The organism is Candidatus Flexifilum breve, assembly GCF_016713355.1.
In genome coordinates this window covers 890588-909148 of record NZ_JADJPI010000035.1, presented here as the reverse complement: position 1 = coordinate 909148, position 18561 = coordinate 890588, and the positions used below count along the sequence as shown (strand labels likewise).

Annotated in this window: 16 protein-coding genes; all 16 read right to left on the bottom strand. The window is 58.9% G+C overall.

Translation table 11 applies throughout. The features are described from left to right. Nucleotides 1-5: 5 nt before the first annotated feature. On the bottom strand, nucleotides 6-746 hold the full coding sequence (locus IPK17_RS26875; RefSeq protein ID WP_343420774.1) for a DUF7125 family protein: 741 nt from the start codon (nucleotides 744-746) through the stop codon (nucleotides 6-8). An 18-nt stretch (nucleotides 747-764) separates the two neighbouring features. Continuing rightward, nucleotides 765-1604: a cadherin-like domain-containing protein gene (locus IPK17_RS26870; protein ID WP_343420773.1), complete on the bottom strand. Its 840-nt coding sequence runs from the start codon at nucleotides 1602-1604 to the stop codon at nucleotides 765-767. 3 nt (nucleotides 1605-1607) lie between these two features. Next, nucleotides 1608-2114, bottom strand: coding sequence for a hypothetical protein (locus IPK17_RS26865; RefSeq protein ID WP_343420772.1), 507 nt, complete (start codon nucleotides 2112-2114; stop codon nucleotides 1608-1610). An 11-nt stretch (nucleotides 2115-2125) separates the two neighbouring features. Beyond that, complete coding sequence (locus tag IPK17_RS26860; RefSeq protein WP_343420771.1) at nucleotides 2126-3115, bottom strand: hypothetical protein; 990 nt, start codon at nucleotides 3113-3115, stop codon at nucleotides 2126-2128. A gap of 144 nt (nucleotides 3116-3259) precedes the next feature. Beyond that, nucleotides 3260-3868 (bottom strand): flagellin, encoded by a 609-nt coding sequence (locus tag IPK17_RS26855; protein WP_343420770.1) that lies wholly within the window; start codon nucleotides 3866-3868, stop codon nucleotides 3260-3262. A gap of 305 nt (nucleotides 3869-4173) precedes the next feature. Further along, a complete protein-coding gene (locus tag IPK17_RS26850) occupies nucleotides 4174-7347 on the bottom strand; it encodes an AfsR/SARP family transcriptional regulator (RefSeq protein WP_343420769.1) in 3174 nt (1057 codons plus the stop codon). Nucleotides 7348-7497: 150 nt separating this feature from the next. Then, nucleotides 7498-8484, bottom strand: a complete 987-nt coding sequence (locus IPK17_RS26845; protein ID WP_343420768.1) for a Gfo/Idh/MocA family protein — start codon at nucleotides 8482-8484, stop codon at nucleotides 7498-7500. A gap of 303 nt (nucleotides 8485-8787) precedes the next feature. Then, complete coding sequence (locus tag IPK17_RS26840; protein WP_343420767.1) at nucleotides 8788-9624, bottom strand: sugar phosphate isomerase/epimerase family protein; 837 nt, start codon at nucleotides 9622-9624, stop codon at nucleotides 8788-8790. Nucleotides 9625-9652: 28 nt separating this feature from the next. Next, a complete protein-coding gene (locus IPK17_RS26835) occupies nucleotides 9653-10093 on the bottom strand; it encodes an OsmC family protein (RefSeq protein WP_343420766.1) in 441 nt (146 codons plus the stop codon). 393 nt (nucleotides 10094-10486) lie between these two features. Beyond that, nucleotides 10487-11560, bottom strand: a complete 1074-nt coding sequence (locus IPK17_RS26830) for an META domain-containing protein (protein WP_343420765.1) — start codon at nucleotides 11558-11560, stop codon at nucleotides 10487-10489. Nucleotides 11561-11706: 146 nt separating this feature from the next. Further along, nucleotides 11707-12897, bottom strand: a complete 1191-nt coding sequence (locus IPK17_RS26825) for an autoinducer 2 ABC transporter substrate-binding protein (RefSeq protein ID WP_343420764.1) — start codon at nucleotides 12895-12897, stop codon at nucleotides 11707-11709. 128 nt (nucleotides 12898-13025) lie between these two features. Further along, entirely contained in the window at nucleotides 13026-14030 is a 1005-nt protein-coding gene (locus tag IPK17_RS26820) for an ABC transporter permease (RefSeq protein ID WP_343420763.1), read from the bottom strand. 11 nt (nucleotides 14031-14041) lie between these two features. Next, nucleotides 14042-15025 (bottom strand): ABC transporter permease, encoded by a 984-nt coding sequence (locus tag IPK17_RS26815; RefSeq protein ID WP_343420762.1) that lies wholly within the window; start codon nucleotides 15023-15025, stop codon nucleotides 14042-14044. 36 nt (nucleotides 15026-15061) lie between these two features. Then, nucleotides 15062-16582 (bottom strand): sugar ABC transporter ATP-binding protein, encoded by a 1521-nt coding sequence (locus tag IPK17_RS26810; RefSeq protein WP_343420761.1) that lies wholly within the window; start codon nucleotides 16580-16582, stop codon nucleotides 15062-15064. A 116-nt stretch (nucleotides 16583-16698) separates the two neighbouring features. After that, a complete protein-coding gene (locus IPK17_RS26805; RefSeq protein WP_343420760.1) occupies nucleotides 16699-17976 on the bottom strand; it encodes a PAS domain-containing sensor histidine kinase in 1278 nt (425 codons plus the stop codon). A gap of 161 nt (nucleotides 17977-18137) precedes the next feature. Continuing rightward, entirely contained in the window at nucleotides 18138-18506 is a 369-nt protein-coding gene (locus tag IPK17_RS26800; protein ID WP_343420759.1) for a nuclear transport factor 2 family protein, read from the bottom strand. Nucleotides 18507-18561 lie beyond the last annotated feature (55 nt).

The window sequence follows — 18561 nt, the reverse complement described above, 5'->3', positions numbered from 1 at the left end:
TTCGTTTAACCACGCGCTTTGCTAATGGGGATGAGACGCATTCCCCAACCCGGTTCAACGTCAAAACCAACAATCGCGCCCGTCACGCTGCCCGCGCCGCGAATTTTGACGACTTCCAGCGTCTTGATCAGGCGCTGGCCGTCTTTTTCGGAGCGGAGAATGACGTGCGCGTCACACATGGAACGAAGCGCGCTGAGCAGATCTTGGTTGACCATACTGTCATGCAGTGTGACCAGCAGGGTCATGCCCGAGGCGCACAGACGCTTGCACGATTCAAAGAACTGGAGGATTTGCACGTCAGACTTCGCGTGCGAAATCGCCGACGTAAACGAGTCGATCACAATCAGATCGGGCTTCGTCAGGTACGTCCGCATGGCGTCCAGCAGTGTGACCGGGGCTGATTCCCCGAGCCGCGCCAATTCCATCGAGTGCACGCGGAGCCGACCAAGCAGCAGATAATCCATCACGTCGAGGTCGATGCTTTCCATCTGCGAGAGCAGGCTCTTCACCGAGTTTTCACTCGTGAACACGGTCGCGCGCAGACCCGATTGCAGCGCGCCCCAGAGAATCTGCTGTGACAGCACCGATTTGCCCGCGCCAGAACTGCCTTCGATCAGCAGCAGGGTGCCGGATGGCAGACCGCCGCCCATCTTGGAATCGAGTTCCGGATTGCCCGAGGACAGAATTTTGCGCTTCAGTTCGCCGGTCTGACCGGGCTTCTTGGCATCTGCTGCTTTGTCACTCATGATTGGCTCTTTCGATGCTCACGGAGACGGTGTCGGTTCAAGGATGGTGATGCCAAAGGGCAGGGCAATCGTATCCTTGCCATCGGTCACTGTGAAATTGAAGCTGTCGAGACCGGCCGCGCCGCTGCTGGTATAGGTGATCAGACCCGCGTCAATGTCGGCTTGTGTGAAGGTCACCGCATAGCTCAGGGTGCCACGCGTCGGTGAGTTGATAATGCTGTAGACCAGATCATCGCCGTCGAGATCCGTCGTGCGCAGCTCGGTGCTGCTGATCGTGACGGTTTGCCCGGTTTCCAGGGTAATGCCGCTGTGGACGACCACCTCGGGCGGGTTGTTGGCGGCGAGCATACTGGTTGTGCCGGATCCATTCGGCGTGGCGACGCGCACGACAATCCCTGTGCCGGCTTCCACCGGGGGCGAAACGCGAATGGTCAGCGTGACTTGTTCACCGGGATCGAGAATGTCGCGGTTGTAGATTTCGCTGGCGGGGGTCACGCTCTCGATATGCAGCTGCAGCGGCCCGGGCGACCATTCATTGTTCACGTTGCCCGTTCCCAACCAGTTGATGTGGTAACCGGCGAGGTCATCGCCATAGTGAACGATTACATCCCACTTGTCGAAGTCGCTGACAGCCTGCATCCCGGTGTTCGCCAGCGTGACGAGGATCGTGGCGCCGAAATCGGTGGTGTGGGCGTCCACGGTGGTGAGCTGCGTGCCGTCCTGCACATCATGGCGGTCGTACATCTCGACCACCGCGGCCTGCATCGTCTGCTGGGCGCTCATCGTGGTCTGCGCGAGGTTGAACCCGGCGAAGACCATAAGAAAGATGACGAAGATGGCAGCAATCAGCGTTTCCATGAGCTACATCCCCAGCGTCGTATCTTCAGTGATGCCATTCGGCAGCGTCAAGCGGATGTTGTAGCGGTCGGCCACGAGCTGACCCGAGAAGCTGATGGTGAGGCGCAGCGTCGCTGTCGGCACCCAGTCATCATCATTCTCAAAGCTGTAGGTCCAGTAGGGGGCGCCCCCACCGCTGCCATAGGGCAGGTGCTGGAAGTAGTTCTCTGTCCACAGGAACACATCCATCCGTTCCAGCGCGGTGATACGCGTATCGCCGACATTCTTCACCCACACGAAGATATCAAACGTGCTGTTGCTGTTGGTATCGACCCAATTGCCGGCCCCGTCGAGTTCACCGGTGGCATGGATGATGTTCACCTGAGTTCTCATCTGATCTTCAGCGCGGCTGGCCATGTCGCCGATCGCGTTGCCGCCATCGACAATGGCGGGGTAAGCGATATTGAACAGCATGACGGCCATGATGATACTGATGACGATGAGCAGGGCGGTGGCGATCGTCTTATCCATGAGGTTTCAGCCTAGACCTCGCTCTCGACCTTCTTGAGACCTTCGATGAGACGACCAATCAGCTGCTGGCGGGTCTTCTTCGGGTTCGCGTCACCGCTGATGGTGCGGGTCGGCGAGCCATCGTTCGCCGATTTGCCATTGGTGCCCCAGACCGACGGATCAAAGACGAACGGGGCGCTGCTATCATTGGTTTCGCCGTTCAGGAAGGAGAGCGGATCAACTTCGGGCGCGGCTTCCTGAATGAAATGCTGCAAGAAGCTGCTCGGCTTGTCGGGTTGGCTCGGTGATTCTTCGTCCCAGGTGGTGCTCTCAAAGGCCGCGATGAACTGAATAAGCGCATCGGCGACATCCGGTGCGAGCTTGCGTTTGCGGGCGTACTGTTCGATCAATGTGCGGGTCGACGGCGCGCCGATTTCCTCAACGCGCTGGCGCGTCCAGTCTTCAAGCTTGGTCAGGGCGGCCCAATCCGACGGCGACAGTTCATCGCTGTCGTTCTTCTTCCCACGACGGCGGGTTGGCGGCGCGGCCTGCGGTTCTTCGACGACGGGAGCAGGACGGGCAGGCGGCGGGGCCATGTAATCGGGTTCGACTAACCGGCCGGTTTGCTTCATGCGCGGTGCGGGTTCGTAGACTTCCGGTTGATACTGCGGTGCTGCGCCGTACGGGCTCTCATCCGGGAATGCCTGAGATTCGAGGTCGCGCATTGATACGACTTTGGCGTGAGCGGGCGCGGGCTGTGAGGTTGGCTGCGGCATGGGCTGTGGTACGGGCTGCTGCGGCATCGGCTGCGGTGTGACGAGGGGCGCAGTCACCATTTTCGGAGCAGGCTCGGGTTCGCGTGGCGTCTCGACCGTGACCGGCAGTGCGATCTGCACCGAGCGGAGGGTCGGGTAAGTATTGCTGAGCAGGCTTTCCTGAATGTCCAGCAGTGTCGCCTGGATCTGGTTCTTGAGGATTTGTACTTCTTCTTCGAGCGCCTGCACACGCTGTTCGAGATTCATGAGCCTTCTTCCTTCAAAACCTGGTTGCTGCGGGTGGTGCCGGAAGCAATCTTGCGCCTAACATGAGACCGGGGTGAAGACTGCGCACGTTTTCACCCCGGTACTGACTAGCACTTACACTTGCTTATGTCCACACCGCGTCAATTAGCGGAGTTCCATCACTGCTTCGAGAACGGCGGGGGTCGTGGCGTTGATGTTGAGGACCGCGCCCGTCGGAGGCTTAACCTGGAGGGTGAATTCAATGTTTTCAGCCGGGGCTGCCCACGTACCGGCGATAACATTGGTCGGCGCGGTACCCAAGGCAACCGTGATCTGGTACTGTTCGTCGGGTTCAAGGAGACCATCGTCATCGCCAACCACGCTTGTCGCCGTCCAACTGAGGTTCGACGCCGCCTGCAGTTCGTCACGATAGTCGATCACGATCACGTTGTTACCGGAGGCTCCATCGGCAATATTGACCGGGTCGCCGCCCGAGGCCAGCGCGAGGGTGAAGACGACGCTAGCAACTGCGTCACCAGCAGCATTAGAGGTGGCGATGATGGCGCCCTTGGTGCTCATCGACGACTGCACGTTCGACAGGCCTGCGTAAATCGATTCTTCACTCTGTTCGGTGGAAGCCGAGCCAGCGCTCAGAATGGTGAAGGCGAAGACGGACGCGACGACGACGAAGGCGATGAGGATGATGGCGGTTTCGAGAGCCGACGCACCACTCTGGTCATTGTGCAGACGATTGACGGACTTGCTGTTGAACATGGTGTGGTTTCCTTTTTTTCTGCTATGCCGAACGTTGATTGAAGGTGTTCAACGTCGTTTTCCTTAACTATGAATTCATTGTATGGTGAGACCTTTGGAAATTCCGTTAAGGAAAAACAAATTCATAATTGTTTCACAAATTCGTTTAATTTGCCCAATTCCGTGAAATAGGTAAACGATACGGGGAGTTTCGCCGTGGCAAAAACTGCGAATTTTGAGTGAAGACCGAAACTAGACTCGCCGACTCTTAATGTTCAGGCCAATTTGTTGATGCGGATTTTCACAAATGCAGCGAAGGAGGATGATTATTGGAGGCCAGAGCCAAGCACAATCTCAATACTGCGCAGAATTCCGGTGAGCTTGCGCGGCGTGGGGTCATCAACTAATGAAGGGGCCGCGGCGAGCGCTTGCCCGGCAGACTGTCCGCTCAAATGCCGAATTTGCGCCAGAATTGGGGCATGATGAGGGAAGCGGAGGTCAAATTGCCCCGCAATGCTATCGGCAGCGTTGAGCAAGCGGTCGATGTGCTGCGGGTTGCCTCCGGATAGGAGCGCATAGGCCAGCCAATAGAGCGCATCCGCAATAGGTTGAGGTTGCTTAATCTTCATTAAGATTGACAAGGCTTCATGAATGGTATTGAGCGCTGGCTCCCGTTCACCGAGCGCCAGCAGCGTTTCACCCTTCGTTATGAGCGCCCGCCCAAGATAAACATCACCTTGAGATTTGCGGAGGTAGCTTAAGCTTTCCTCAATAAAGACTTGTGCCACACGGGGATGCCCCTCGCGCAGCGCGAGGAGCGCCAGTCCGCGCTTAATTAAAGCGATGTGCTGTAGGTCGCCTAACTGCTGCATCAACGCGAGGCTTTCATTGAGCACTGTGCGCGCTTGATCCGTCTCGCCTTGATCAATGAGCGCGACACCTAAATTCATCAGCAGTCCCCCCGTCACCCGCTTATCGCCGAGGTCGCGGGCGAGGCTTAGGGCTTGGGAATGTACGGCGACGGCTTGATCGAGATCCCCGCGGTCAAAGTGCATGGCGCCCATGTTGTAGAGCACATGCAGCATCCCTTGCAGGTCGTTTAGCTCTTTGAAGAGCGTCCACGCCTCCTCGGCATAGCTGATCGCTTCACTATACTGGCCCTGATCCTGCATCAGCAGCGCCAAATTAGTGAGGACGGAGGCTACACCGAGCGTGTAGTTGGCTTCGCGACGCGCGGCTAAGGCTTGTTCGTAGTAGCTGCGCGCACTCTCAAAGTCACCGCGATTCCACGCGATGATCCCGAGATTGCTTAAGGATCCGCCCATGCCTGCCTTGTCGTCGATAGCGCGACGAATGCTCACACCCTCCAGATGCAGTTGTTCCGCGCGGTCGGCGTCGCCTTGAATCCACGCCCGATACCCCGCGCCTTGGGTGGCCGCACCGCGCGCCTTGCTGACTGTGCCTTGCGTTGCCGCCAGCAGCAGATCGAGCCACTGGCGCCCCTCGGCAATATGCCCGCGCATCAGCCAGAACTCCCAGATCTCTGCTCCAAGCTGCAGCGCGAGATCGAGCTGGGCGGGCGCGTTCAGCTCCAGCGCCCAACTGAGCGCCGTGCGCAGATTGTCATGCTCGCTCTCCAAACGGTCCAGCCACTGCGTCTGCATTTTGCCGTGAATGCGTGAATCCGGGTTGGAGGTCAGTGCCGTGTAGTAGGCTAAATGCGCTTGATGTGCTTCCAGCGCCGTGCCGCTCGTCAGCAGGAGTTGATCATAGGCGTACTGGCGCAGCAGTTCGTGCAGGCTGAAGTAACCGTTTTCAGCGCGCCGAATGAGCGATTTTTCGACCAGTGAGGCGAGGATGGGCAGCGCTGCCCCGGCAATCTTCGCGGCGGATTCACGGTCAAATGCGCCTTTGAAGACGGACAGCTTCATGAGCGCCGCGGCTTCGGCGGTGCTCAGCATCTTCCACGAAGTGTCGAAGACCGCTTCGGCACTGCGATGGCGTTCGGAGACGCCGCGCGCCGGGGAGGTAAGAAACTTGAGGTCGATTTGCTCGACGATGTCGCGCGCGGGCAGCACGCGCAGCCACGCCGCCGCAATTTCAATGCACAGCGGCATGCCGTCGACGCGCTGGCAGATGGTGATCACGGCGGCGCATTCCTGTTCCAGTGCGAAACTGGGATCGACGCGGCGGGCGCAGGCGGCGAACAGCTCCACGGCAGCAAACCCGACTCCGTGGTCGTCGCAGTTCGCCGGGTAAGCCATGCCGCCGATGGGCAGACCCCATTCTACCGTCAGATTGAGCCAGAGGCGTGAGGTGACCAGCAGGCGCACCCGCGGCGCGCGCTGCAGGAGCGTCGAAAGTCGGTCCGCGTAGTCGACCAGATGCTCAAAGTTGTCGAGCACGAGCAGCAGTTCGCGGTCGGCGAGGTATGCGGTCAATTCCGCCAGCGGATCGTCAATGCTTTGCAGCGCGAGGCCGAGCGCATTTGCGATCTCTACGGGAAGAAACTCGCCTTTTTGCAGCGGTGCGAGCGGCACGAAGTAGACCCCATCGCGGAAGTCAGGCGCAAGTTCCGCCGCGGCCTGCAGGGCGAGGCGCGTTTTGCCCATGCCGCCCGCGCCGACAATGGTCAGCAGGCGGCACTCGGGCTGGACGAGCCGCTCGTGAATGCGGCGTAGTTCGTCGGGGCGATCAATGAAGGGGGTGGCTTCAATGGGCAAATGAAGCTTAGGCTGATCCGCGGCGACCGGGCCGAGCTCGTCAGCCCGCACGCGCTCGATCAGGCGGATAGTTTCGGGTTCGGGTTCGAGCCCAAGTTCAGCGTGGAGGAGTTGAACACAGGTCTCGTATTGAGCGAGCGCCGCCGCTCGCTGCCCATCGCGCGCGAGCAGCAGAATGAGCTGCCGGTGCATCTCCTCGTTGAGCGGGTCGAGTGTGAGCGCACGTCGTGCCTGTGGGATGCCGGTCGCCAGATCACCGCGTTCCAGCGCATATTGGACGAGGCGCTGATAAGCCAGCAGGATTTGGACGCGCAGGCGTTCGGCTTCGGCGCTGCGCCAGCGTTCGAAGTTTTCGCCGTCGCGCAAGTGAAAGCCCGTGAGGAAGTCGCCCTTATAGAGGGTGAGCGCTTCGCCGAGACTGCGCGCTGTGGGCGCGTTGAGCGTGCTGCCGGTCGCGTTCAGGGTGTCGAGCAGGACGAGCGCATCGACCCACACGTCAACATCCGCGCGCAGCGAGACAGACTGCCGCGTGATGATCAGATAATCGCTGAGCTGCGCTGCCAGATTAGACAGGGCGGTGCGGAGGTTGCCCAGCGCGCGTTCCTGCGGGAGATCGGCCCATAACAGTGACGCCAGCCATTCGCGTTGATGCTCCCGCCGCTCGTGGGCCAAATAGACCAGCAGCGCTTCAACTTTGCGCGAGACGAAGCTGCCAATGGGTTGATCACCGCGAACGATGGACAGACCGCCGAGCGTGTAGAGCTTGAGAGGTGTCATGTCAGGTTGCGTTCTATTGTTTGGCTGTTCAACACATATTAGCTTAGCATAATTCGTGCTGCCCGACAGCCAATCTCAGTGTCGATGCAACAAACAGGGACAAAGTCGCCTTTGCCCCAACAATACTCTGACATGAATTTGACACTTCTGCTAGAGCGTGATTTCGCGGCGCTCTTCAGCGGCTTGACGAGCCTTCAGCAGCAGATCGAGCACGGTTGCGCCCTCGCGCAGCGGGGTGCGGGTGGTGCCCCCGGTCTTGACCGCATTGATGAGGTCGCGCAGTTGTTCCCGGCGCACATCGCGCTCTGAATCGATGGCAATGACGGGGGTATGGGCCTCGTCTGTCTGTGTGAGTGTGGCAATATTCGCGCTCACGAAATCGGCGGTGACTTTGTGCGCGACCACGCGATAATCACCGATCCACTTGCCAGGGACGGCATTGTTGGTTGCGGTGATTACGCCGATGCCGCCATCACGAAAGGTGACGACCGTTGCACTCGTATCGTCACTGCTGTAGCCGGGCACGTCCTGATGGAGCAGGTTCTCCTGCCGGCTGTAGACCGCTGCCGGTTCGCCCATGAAGTAGCGCATCATATCAAAAAGGTGAATCGCCTGCTCGATCACCTGCCCGCCTGACTTCGAGCGGTCGCGCCACCAGTCCGCGTGGAGCGCGTTGGAGAAGTAGCGCCCGGTGAAGAGCGCAACGCGGCCGGTTTTGCCCTCCGCCTGCAGCGCCTTGAACTTTTCGACGGCCTCGCCGAAGCGGAACTGGAAGCCGACCTGTGTTTTGATGCCGGCCTGTTCAACGCACTCCACCATCCGCCACGCCTGTTCCGAGGTGAGCGCGATGGGTTTTTCCATTAGAATGTGGATGCCCTCTTGGGCAGCGCATTCGACCTCATCCGTGTGCGCGTAGGGGGGCACGCAGATCACCACCAGATCGAGGCCGGCTTTTTCCAGCATTGCGCGGTGATCCGTATAGATCGCAGCTTCAGGCGCATATTTCTCTGCGAAGGCTTGTGCTTTGGCAGCCGTGTGGTCGCAGAGCGCCGCGAGTTCGAGTTCCTCACTCAGTCCCGTGATGGCTGCCGCATGCCGGTTGGCGACAGTCCCACAGCCAATGATTCCAATACGCATGTTTCACCCCCAAAATCGAGTCCAGCGAGTAATAGGCGGTTCGGGTGTTCATCCAACCAGTCAAGCGGGTAATCAGCGCAGTTTGAAGCTGCGCGCTGACCGCACCTGACCACGCCTCTAGTATTAGTGATACGTAATTGAGGCACAGTATCGATAATAAGGCTGACGCAAGTGCTCTTACCGCATCATGCTTGCAATTACTGTACACTATTGTAATGCGGAATGGCGGAATCGGCGCTAGTGAGGTCGGCGATTGGGGGATAAAGGTCGGGTACGGAGTGTGCTCCGTACCCGAAGAGGGGTTTAGCAGGCGAGCCCCTGCTGTTCGAGCCACGCAGCGGAGCGCGCGATATCGCTCATATCGTTGACTTCGATGCACAGGCGGGGCTGGTGATTCAGGGCGTTGATGGCGCGGAAAAACGCGCGCCAGTTGAGGTCGCCCTCACCGACCGCCCAGTGACGATCATCGTGACCGTCGAGGTCTTGCACGTGGACATGCGCCAGCAGATCGCCCGCTTCGGTCACCCATTGGTGCGGCGGCGCGCCGCCGTCACGCTCCATGATCGCCGCGTGTCCCGTGTCGATGCTCAGGCGCACATAGTCTGAGTTGAACGAGCGCACGAGGTCGAGCAGCGGCTGCGGGTTCTTATCGCGAATGTTTTCAATCACGAGGATGCACTGCTGCCGTTCAGCAATGGGCAGTACTTTTTCCAACGTCGCGTGCACCGAGTCGATGATGCGCTGGCGGTTTGACTTGGGCGTGAAGTTGACGAGCGCACTTCCAAACGCGACGAACGGGCTGTGGATGACCATATGCGTTGCGCCGACAATTGCGCCGAATTCGAGGCTTTGCAGATAGCGCGTTTCGACCACCTTGCGGATCAGCTTATCTTCCGCGCCGAGGTCGAGCGCATCGAAAGCGGCGTGGATGCCCAGTCGCCCCCGATAACCGTGATCGGTCAGCAATTTGCGCCCCGCTTCGGCCTGTGCGTGCCAGTCGTGGTCGAGATAGTCGATCCACGACGGATCTTGCAGTTCGAGATCGCGCTGGCCGCCGACCAGCCAATCGATGTATTGGGGGAGGTCGGGCAGGTACATCGCCGCGCCGATCACCGGGAGCTTGTGGTTCGTCTGCATCATCTTCCCTCAGCCGCCGACGCGCTGACGGTTAAAGGTTGGCGTCAGTCACGGCTGCCTGATTCTCGACGAAAAACACCGGGTTTTCCAGCGTCAGGTGCACCGGGCATTTCTTGGCGACTAAGTGCAGGCGGTCTTTCTGCTCGTCCGATAAATCGCCTTCAAAGCGGATGACTTCGCGAATTTCGTGCACGAATGCGGCATCACCCGTGTAGTCAGGGTAGTCTTCGCGCTTGATGCGTTCCATATCGAGTTCGACGGCGACGCCGGTCAACGGCCAGCCTTTGCGCTGCGCATAGGCTTTCACGGTGACGGCGATGCAGGCGCCTGCCGTGCCGAGCAGGATTTCCATGGGGGTGGGGGCGGTATCGGTGCCGCCGTCGTTGATGAGTTCGTCAGCGTAAACGGTGTGCTGGCGGACATTGATCGCGGTGCGGTAACCCTGTTCGGTCTGAACTTTCACGGACGTCATGTGTTTTCTCTCAGATTGGATGTCATAGCCGACAGCTTGGTCGGCGAACGCAATATCCTTTCGATAGGGTAGGCTGGCCGAACCTTTCGCACTGTGCAGTGCGGTATGACAAATGACTGGTGTATGCGTGACGTTTGTCACAATACAGGCGCAGGCCAAACCACATCCATACGTCATGGGGACAAACAGGACGAGGGATGTCGATAGCTACGTACACTAGCATGAAGTCGTTCTAGAAGCAGCGGACGCAATGAATTGCGTCCCTACACAAGCACCGCTTTTTCGTAGGGACGCGATTTATCACGTCCGCAACCTCTCAAAACGACCTGCAAACCGCTTTCACGGTTTATCGGCACACCCCGTGAGAAAAACCCAGAAACTGTGTCGTGCGCCTTAGGGGCCGGTGCTGATGGTCGACGCCGCGCTAAAAATTAACTGCTGATCGTCGCCATAGGTGATGATGATCTGATCATCCGCCTGTTCAAAGCCTGTCGCCGCGCTCAGGGCGGCATAGAACAGGGCTTCCTGCTCCATGAGACCCGTTTCCGTGCACGCGCGTTCGGTGGTGACGAGTTCGCCGAAGCTGATGGCCTGATCGTCGACTGTATAGCTGCCGCTGAACTGGTTGCAGCCGCCCGACCCGGCTACGCGTGCTTCATCAGTGAATTCCAGCGTGACCGTGCCGCTGACCGCCGTGCCATCCAGTGACTCGAGCTGCCACGCGGTTTCAGCGAGATTTTCCAAAAGCTCAAAGCGCAGCATGCGCCCGTCGTTGGCGATGATGGTCAGGTGATTGTCGGTGATCGTATAGTTCGCCGCGGCTGCCAGAATGGTGAAGTAGCCGTTTTCTTGCGCGTTCCCGTCAGCATCAACACAGGCGCGGCGCGTGCTCATCAGTGGGGCGAACGCGAGCTGATCGCCGTTCACCGTGAACTCGGTATTGAAGCGGTTGCAGCCGCCGTTGCCGTGCGCAGTGCCATCCTCTGCGAATTCCAAGGTGAGCGGTTCGTCACCGCGCACTTCCGCGCCGTCCAGCCAGATCAACTGCCAGGCCGTACCCGGTAGGGTGGGCAAGGCGGTGAACACGAGCTCACCATCAGCCGAAGTCAGCACAAGTTCGCCGTCACTGAGCTCGTACTCGGTGACAGTCTGCAGCGCGGCGAAGTACGCGACTTCATAGTCGAGCAGATCGCAGGCCATCAAGGTGCTGACGATGTCCGTGAGCTGGAGTGCTGACCCGTCGACGGTATAGGTCGCGCCGTAGCCGTTGCAGCCGCCCATGCCGCTTGCCTGAGCGTCGTCGGCGAAGAGCAGCGTGATCACCACCTGTTCCGGCAGCGGCGTCCCGCCCATGGCGACGAGCTGCCACTGGGTTCCAACGAGATCGTCACTGGGTTGAGCCGACACCGCCGCACCCCCGAGCATCAACAGCCCAATCAGAATGAGTCTGAACACAATTGAACGCATGCTAATCTCCCACTTGCCAACAATATGCAATAGAGACGTCGCAGCTGGGTGATTTGTTCCGAATCTGGTCGAAGTGTAGGGGAAATGAAAACACGGGATGCAGTGGCTGCACCCCGTGTTTTGTCGCCTAACGGAGGATGGTCAGATTAGAAGTCGAAGTCGCCGATGTTCTCTTCGGTGTAAACAAAGGGCAGGCCGAGGAGGATTTCGCTGCCATTGACGACCTGCAGCGTGCCCAGACGGCCAGCTTCGAGGCTGGTGCTTTCCGGGGTCAGTTCGCCATCGACGATGGCGCGCATGGCGTAGACTGCCGCGTAACCAAGGTCAATCGGGTTCCACAGCACGACCGATTCGACGCAGCCATTTTCAACAAACGGCTTCATCTGGTTCGGGGTGCTCAGACCGACGATCGAGACCGCGCTGTCCGCATCCGGAGCGCCAACACCATCCGCCGCATCGTCGGGCGTGCAGAGCGAAGCCTGCTGCACCGCGTCCGCCGCGCCGGGGAACGCCACCGACGACATACCGAACACGCCGTCGAGTTCAGCGCCGTACTTCTGGATGAGGGCCTGCGTCTGCTGGAAGGCCAACTGCTGATCTTCCTGCGATTCAACGGTTTCCAACCAGGTCAGGGTCGGGTAGCAGTGGGCAATGTACGCCTGCATTTCGGCGATCCACCGCGCCTGATTCGGGGCGGTGAAGCTGCTGGTCACGATGGCGAACCGGCCTTCCGCGCCGATTTCCGCGACCATGCTGTCAACCATCGACTTGGCGATACCGTTGAATTCAGCCTGATTCACGAACCATTCGCGCGCATCGGGTTCACTGCCGGCATCATAGCCGACCACGTGAATACCCTGAGCCAGCGCATCGCGCAGCGTGGGGCTGATCGCGACCGGGTCATTCGCCGCAAACAGGATGCCATCGACGCCCTGCGTGATATAGCGTTCGAGGAATTCGATCTGCTGGACGATGTCGCCTTCGGTCGGGCCGTCGGTCGTTACCGTCACGTTGCCCAGTTCTTCGGCGGCCTGCTGCTGACCAAGCGTGGTCGCATTGAAGTAGCCAATCCCGATGAGCTTCGGCACGTCGATCAGGGTGATCGGCTGGCCAGCGAGATCCGGCGCGCCTTCCGTGGCGCCACCGTTGTATTCAGGGGCGGCCATGGGTTCTTCGGTCATGCCTTCCATTTCGACCGGAGTCACGCCTTCGGGGCAATCCAACGGATGCGTCGGGGCGTCATCGGCGCCTACCCAACGTTCTTCCTGCGCGAAAGTCGGCGCGCTGAGCGCGAGCGCCAGAACGACCACCACTACCAGAATAAACAGCTTCTTCATGTCCTGTGTTCTCCTTAATGCACTAAATCACTAACTTGCTGCGATGCGAATTTCAGATAGTCCTGCCTTACCCTTGGTTCTCCGCACCACCCCCTTTCGGGAAGCTCTCGCCTGTGTCCGACTCGGCGCTATTTGTTCGCCGTTAGTCTTACCTGCAGCCACTGGAATAAGTTATTGAGCAGAATCGCCGCGATCAGCACGAGACCGATGAGGATCGAGGTCGCATCGCCGCGCACGCCTGCCAGTAGTAAACCATTCTTCAATACCTGAATGAGAATCAAGCCCAGCAGTGTGCCGCCGATGCCACCAGACCCACCGAAAATGCTGGTGCCACCCAGCACTACCGCGGCAATTGCGTCGAGTTCCATGCCGGAACCCATATCGCTGCGCGTAGTGGTCACGCGGCTGACGAACACGACCGCCGCCAGCGCGGAGGCGAAACCGCTGAAAATATAGATCAGCCACTTGTTGCGGTTGACGGGAATCCCCGCAAAGCGTGATGCGAGTTCATTGTTGCCCATGGCATACAGCGACCGCCCGAAGATGGTGCGTGAGAGCAGCAGCCACGTGAAGATGATGCCGACGAGCAAAATCCAGATTTGCCACGGCGCCCCTAAGAACTCTCCGCGCCCAATTTCGAGGAACCAATCCGGGAAACCCCGTGCCGAGCGGGCTTCGCTGATGCCGAGCGCCAGACCGCGATACAGCGCGAGCGTCGCCAGCGTTGTGATCAGTGGGGGCACGCCAATGCGCACGATGAAAAAGCCGTTGACTGCGCCGCCGATGATGCCGCACACCAGCGCGGCGACGATGGCGATCTCCAGCGGCCAACCCGAGTCTTGCCAGAGGAAGCCGAGCACAATCGCGCTCAGGCCGAAGATGCTGCCCACGCTCAGATCGATGCCGCCCGTGATGATGATGAGTGTCATCGGCAGCGCAATCAGCGCCGTTTCGAAAATCAGCGAGATTTCGCGGCTCAGGTTGCGCGCGGTCAGAAAGCGCTCGTTCGCGCTCGCCAGCACCAGCACCGCAATCACGGTGATGACGAGCAGAATTGTTTCTTGGGCGAGCAACCGCGTAATGATCGCATTGCGGCGCTCATGCTGTTCGGTGGAGTGTTCAATCGCAGCCAAGATGCAGCCTCCTATTTCTTGCCGTATGTCTGGCGGCGACGACGGTAGAGATCGACCAGCACGGTGAACAGGATGAGCACACCCTGCACCGCTTGCTGCCAGTACTGGCTGATGTTCGCGAAAATCATCGCGTTCGGGATCACATGGATGAGGAGCGCACCGAGCGTGCTGCCGATCACCGTGCCCGTGCCACCGAGGATGCTCACTCCGCCGACGACTGCCGCCGTGATGATGAGCAGTTCGAGGCCGGAGGGCACAGTCGACTGGATGGCGCTGAACTGCGTGGCGAACATCATCGCCGCGAAGCCGACCATCAGACCGTTGAGCATGAAGACCTGCATCAACACGCGCTTTTCGCTGATACCGCTGAGGCGCGCCGCCTCTTTGTTGCCACCAACCGCGTAGATCGCGCGGCCTGCGGGTGCATACCGCAGCCATAGCCCGGCGATGATCGTCAGGATGACCATGAAGATCACGGGGACCGGGACGCCGAGCACGTTCTGCTGCGCGAGCATGAATTCGCGGGGGAGGTCGTAAATCCACTCGCCGCCCGTCCAGAGAATGAGGCCGCCGCGCAAAATGCTCGTCATGCCGAGCGACACCACAATCGCGGGTACGCGCAGGTAGGCGACAATGAAACCGATTACGGCCTCGATTAACACGCCGACAAAGAGCGGGATGATATACGCCCAGCCGATCCAGTAGCCGCCCTCTGCCGCGCCGACCGCTAACCGCCCGCCGATGGTCGCCAGTAGGCCGATCAGCGCGCCGACCGAGATGTCGATGTTGCCGCTGATGATGACCATCGCCATACCGATGGCCGCAATCGCGATGTAGCTGCTGTTGTTGAGGATATTGCTGATATTGGTAGCCGACATGAAATTCGGGTTGATCAGGCTGACGACCGCGCCGAGGACAATGATCGAAATCGCCAGCACGCTTTCCTGCGTCACCCAATTTGTCGCCCGCGCCCGCCGGTCTGTGGTTTTAGACACCGCTGCCGTTCCCGACAATGAAGCCATGCTTAAATCCTAATCTAATGACACGACGTCTGCTTTTGCCGCCATCATCGCTCCGGCGATGCGTTCTTGTGTTGCTTGCGCACGCGGATACTCGGCGATGATTTTCCCCTCGCGCATGACCATGACGCGGTCGCTCATGCCGAGGATTTCCGGCAGTTCGCTGCTGATCATCAGGATGGCGATACCTTGCTTGGCTGCGAGTTCGCTCATCAAGCGGTGGATTTCGGCTTTCGCCCCGACATCCACGCCGCGCGTAGGCTCATCGACGATGAGGATCTTTGGTTGACTGGCGAGCCATTTGCTGACGACAACTTTCTGCTGATTGCCGCCGCTCAGCTTGCCGACGATCTGTTCCGGGCTGTACGCGCGAATGTTGAGCATGTCAATCGACTTGCGAGCGAGCTTCTTCTCCGCGCCGAACTTGATAAATCCGCCCGTTGACATCAGCTTGAGGATCGCCATCGACATGTTTTCGCGAATGGTCATGGCGCGTACTAACCCTTGCGTGCCGCGATCTTCTGGTACATAGGCGATGCCCAGATTGATCGCATGCGCGGGGTTGCGGATGCTCACCTTCTTGCCGAACACGCGAATTTCACCACTTTGCGCGGGCAGCATACCGAACAGACACTGCGCGAGTTCGCTGCGTCCGCTGCCGACCAGACCCGCCAACCCGACGATTTCGCCGGCGTGCAGGTCAAAGCTGACGCCGCGGGTGTAGGGCGCGCGTTCGAGGTCGCGCACTTGCAAGACCGGTTCGCCGATCTGGGATTCCAGCTTGGGGAACAGGTTGTCGATGGTGCGACCGACCATGCGTGAAATCAGCGCGGATTCGGTCGTGTCCTTGACGGGCTGCGTGTCGATGTAGTGACCATCGCGCAGCACGGTCACGCGGTCGGCCAGTTCGAAGACTTCCTGCAAACGGTGGCTGATGTAGATAATAGCGACGTTGCGCTGGCACAGCAGGCGCACGATCTCAAACAAGCGGCTGACATCAGTTTCAGTGAGGGCAGCGGTCGGCTCATCCATAATGAGCACGCGCGCGTTGATCGACAGGGCTTTGGCGATTTCGACGCGCTGGCGGTTGCCGACATTGAGCGACCCGACCTTGCGGCGCACATCCAGATCATCAATGTTGAGCGATTCCAGCGTTGCCTGCGCCCGCGTCTGCATCGTATTCCAGTCGACTGCGCCGAAGCGATTGCGCGGCGCATGCCCCATGAAGATGTTTTCGGCGACGGTCAGTTCCGGATAGAGGCTGAGTTCCTGATAGATCGTGGCGATCCCGGCGTTCTGCGCTTCGCGCGGGTTGTTGAAGCTGACGGGTTTACCATCCAGCAGGATGGAACCGGAGTCGGGTTTGTGCACGCCGCTGAGGATCTTGATGAGCGTCGATTTCCCCGCGCCATTTTCTCCGAGCAGAGCATGGACTTCGCCGGGACGTACATCAAACCGCACATCACTTAAGGCTTTTACACCGGGAAAATGCTTGCTAATCCCAGTGAGTTCGAGAATGGGTGTATCGGACATTAACGACGCTCGTTTTCAATGAACTTCATTTTGGTTTCATTTACTTTCGGTGTTCAAAAATAACGCGTCACGCGAGCGGTGTCAAGTTTGGGAATTGATTCACAATACTTTTTCCCTTACACCACCGCTGAATCGTTGGGGATGCTGACCTCCAATTCGCGATAGGGGAGCTTGACCGTGAACGTCGTCCCTTGATCTTGAGCGCTGCAGCAGGTGATTTTCCCTTGGTGCAGATCGACCACCTGCTTGGCGATGGCCAACCCGAGCCCGGTTCCACTCACACCGACGGCGTTGGAAGCGCGATAAAACATCTCGAAGAGATGCGCCTGATCCGCTTCGGGAATGCCGATGCCTTGATCGGTAATGCTGCATGTCAGGTCATCAGGCGTGTGCGTGAGTTCAATCGTGACGGTTGTGCCGTGCGAGGAATACTTGACGGCATTGGCGACCAAGTTAAGGAGCACCTGCCGCATGCGCTGTTTATCGAGCAGGGCGGGTGGAGGATCATCGCTGCGCATGCTGAACTGATGCTGGAAATTGGGCCGGCGCTGGAAGTCGTCAATGATTTCCTGACAGACCGCAGTGAGGCTGGTCGGCTGCAATGTCAGTTCAGTCTTGCCCATTTCGGTACGGGCGGCCTGAAGGAAATTCTCAACGATATCGGTTAGGAACATGACTTGATCGGCGATATCCCGCAGGCGTTGATCGAGCTGTTCGGCAGTCAGACGATCACGGTAATGGTGAATCAGCTCGGTTGCGCTGAGGATCGACGCCAGTGGGGTGCGGAATTCGTGCGCGGCCATGGAGACAAAGCGTGCCCGCAGGTCGACCAGTTCCCGCTCGGCCTTGAGCGCCTGTTCTAGCTTGAGCTCGGCGCGCTTGCGTTCGGTGATATCGCGCGAAATGCCGACGATGCCGATAATATCGCTCTCAACATTCCGCAGTGGCACTTTGGTGACGGAGTGCCATAACGGACGACCATCCTCTCCAACGAACTCCTCGATCCGGTCGATGAGCGGTTGTCCGGTTGTCAGCACCTGATGATCGTCCGCATGGAAGAGTTGGACGGCCTCAGGGGTTGTGAATTCTGAAGCGGTATGTCCGACCAGCTCCTCCGGATGTCGTTGGGTAAATGCCTGGGCGTGCGCCACGTTGTTGAGCAAGTAGCGGTGTTCGGTATCTTTCACAAAGATGTAATCGGGCATGCTGTCGATGAGGGTACGCAGCAGATTGCGCTCTTCGGCCAGCGTGGTGATAGAGGTTGGGTTGCCCAGTTGGGTCTCAAGTTCACGAACGCGCTGTTCCAGCTCTGCGTTCCGACGTCGTTCATGTTCCAGTTCAGCTTCAAGCTGCTGTTGATGTTCCTGCGGTTCGCTTGCGCTTTGCGACATCATGAATACGCCAGTTACATCTGAGTTCAACCTAACTCCATTGTAACGCCATCCTTGAATTTCGCTTAATACAGTCTTGAGGTCTGTGAGATTTCAATAGAAAAGCCGACCGCTGAGTGAGTGCAGCGGTCGGCTCTTAATTTCGACGTTGATTGCGGGATCGCTTAGTTCTGGGCGTGCGGCGTGAATCCAAGCAGCCCGGTGAAGTGATGGGCAATTTTGCCGTCGCGCAGCACGAACACATCGTAGACGCGCGCAATGCCGCCCGCCGTTTCGACAGTCGCTTCGAAGAAGATACTGCTGTCGCCTTCGGTGTACTTGTCGGTCGAAATCAGCTTGATATAGCCGAGATTCGCGATGTAGCCCTTGAAATATTCAACGAGCGCCGGAGCGCCGACGATGTGATTAGTGAAGCTCAGCAGTTCGGCATCCTCGGTGTACTGGTTGGCGATCAGGCCGACGGCATCATTGTTGGCGAGAAACTCGATCTGGCGTTCGTAAAACGCTTTGAACTTGGCAGGTGCTTGGCTCATGGTGTCGTTACTCCTCCGGGCTACGTCAATCTCAGAGTGAATTATAGCCAGATTC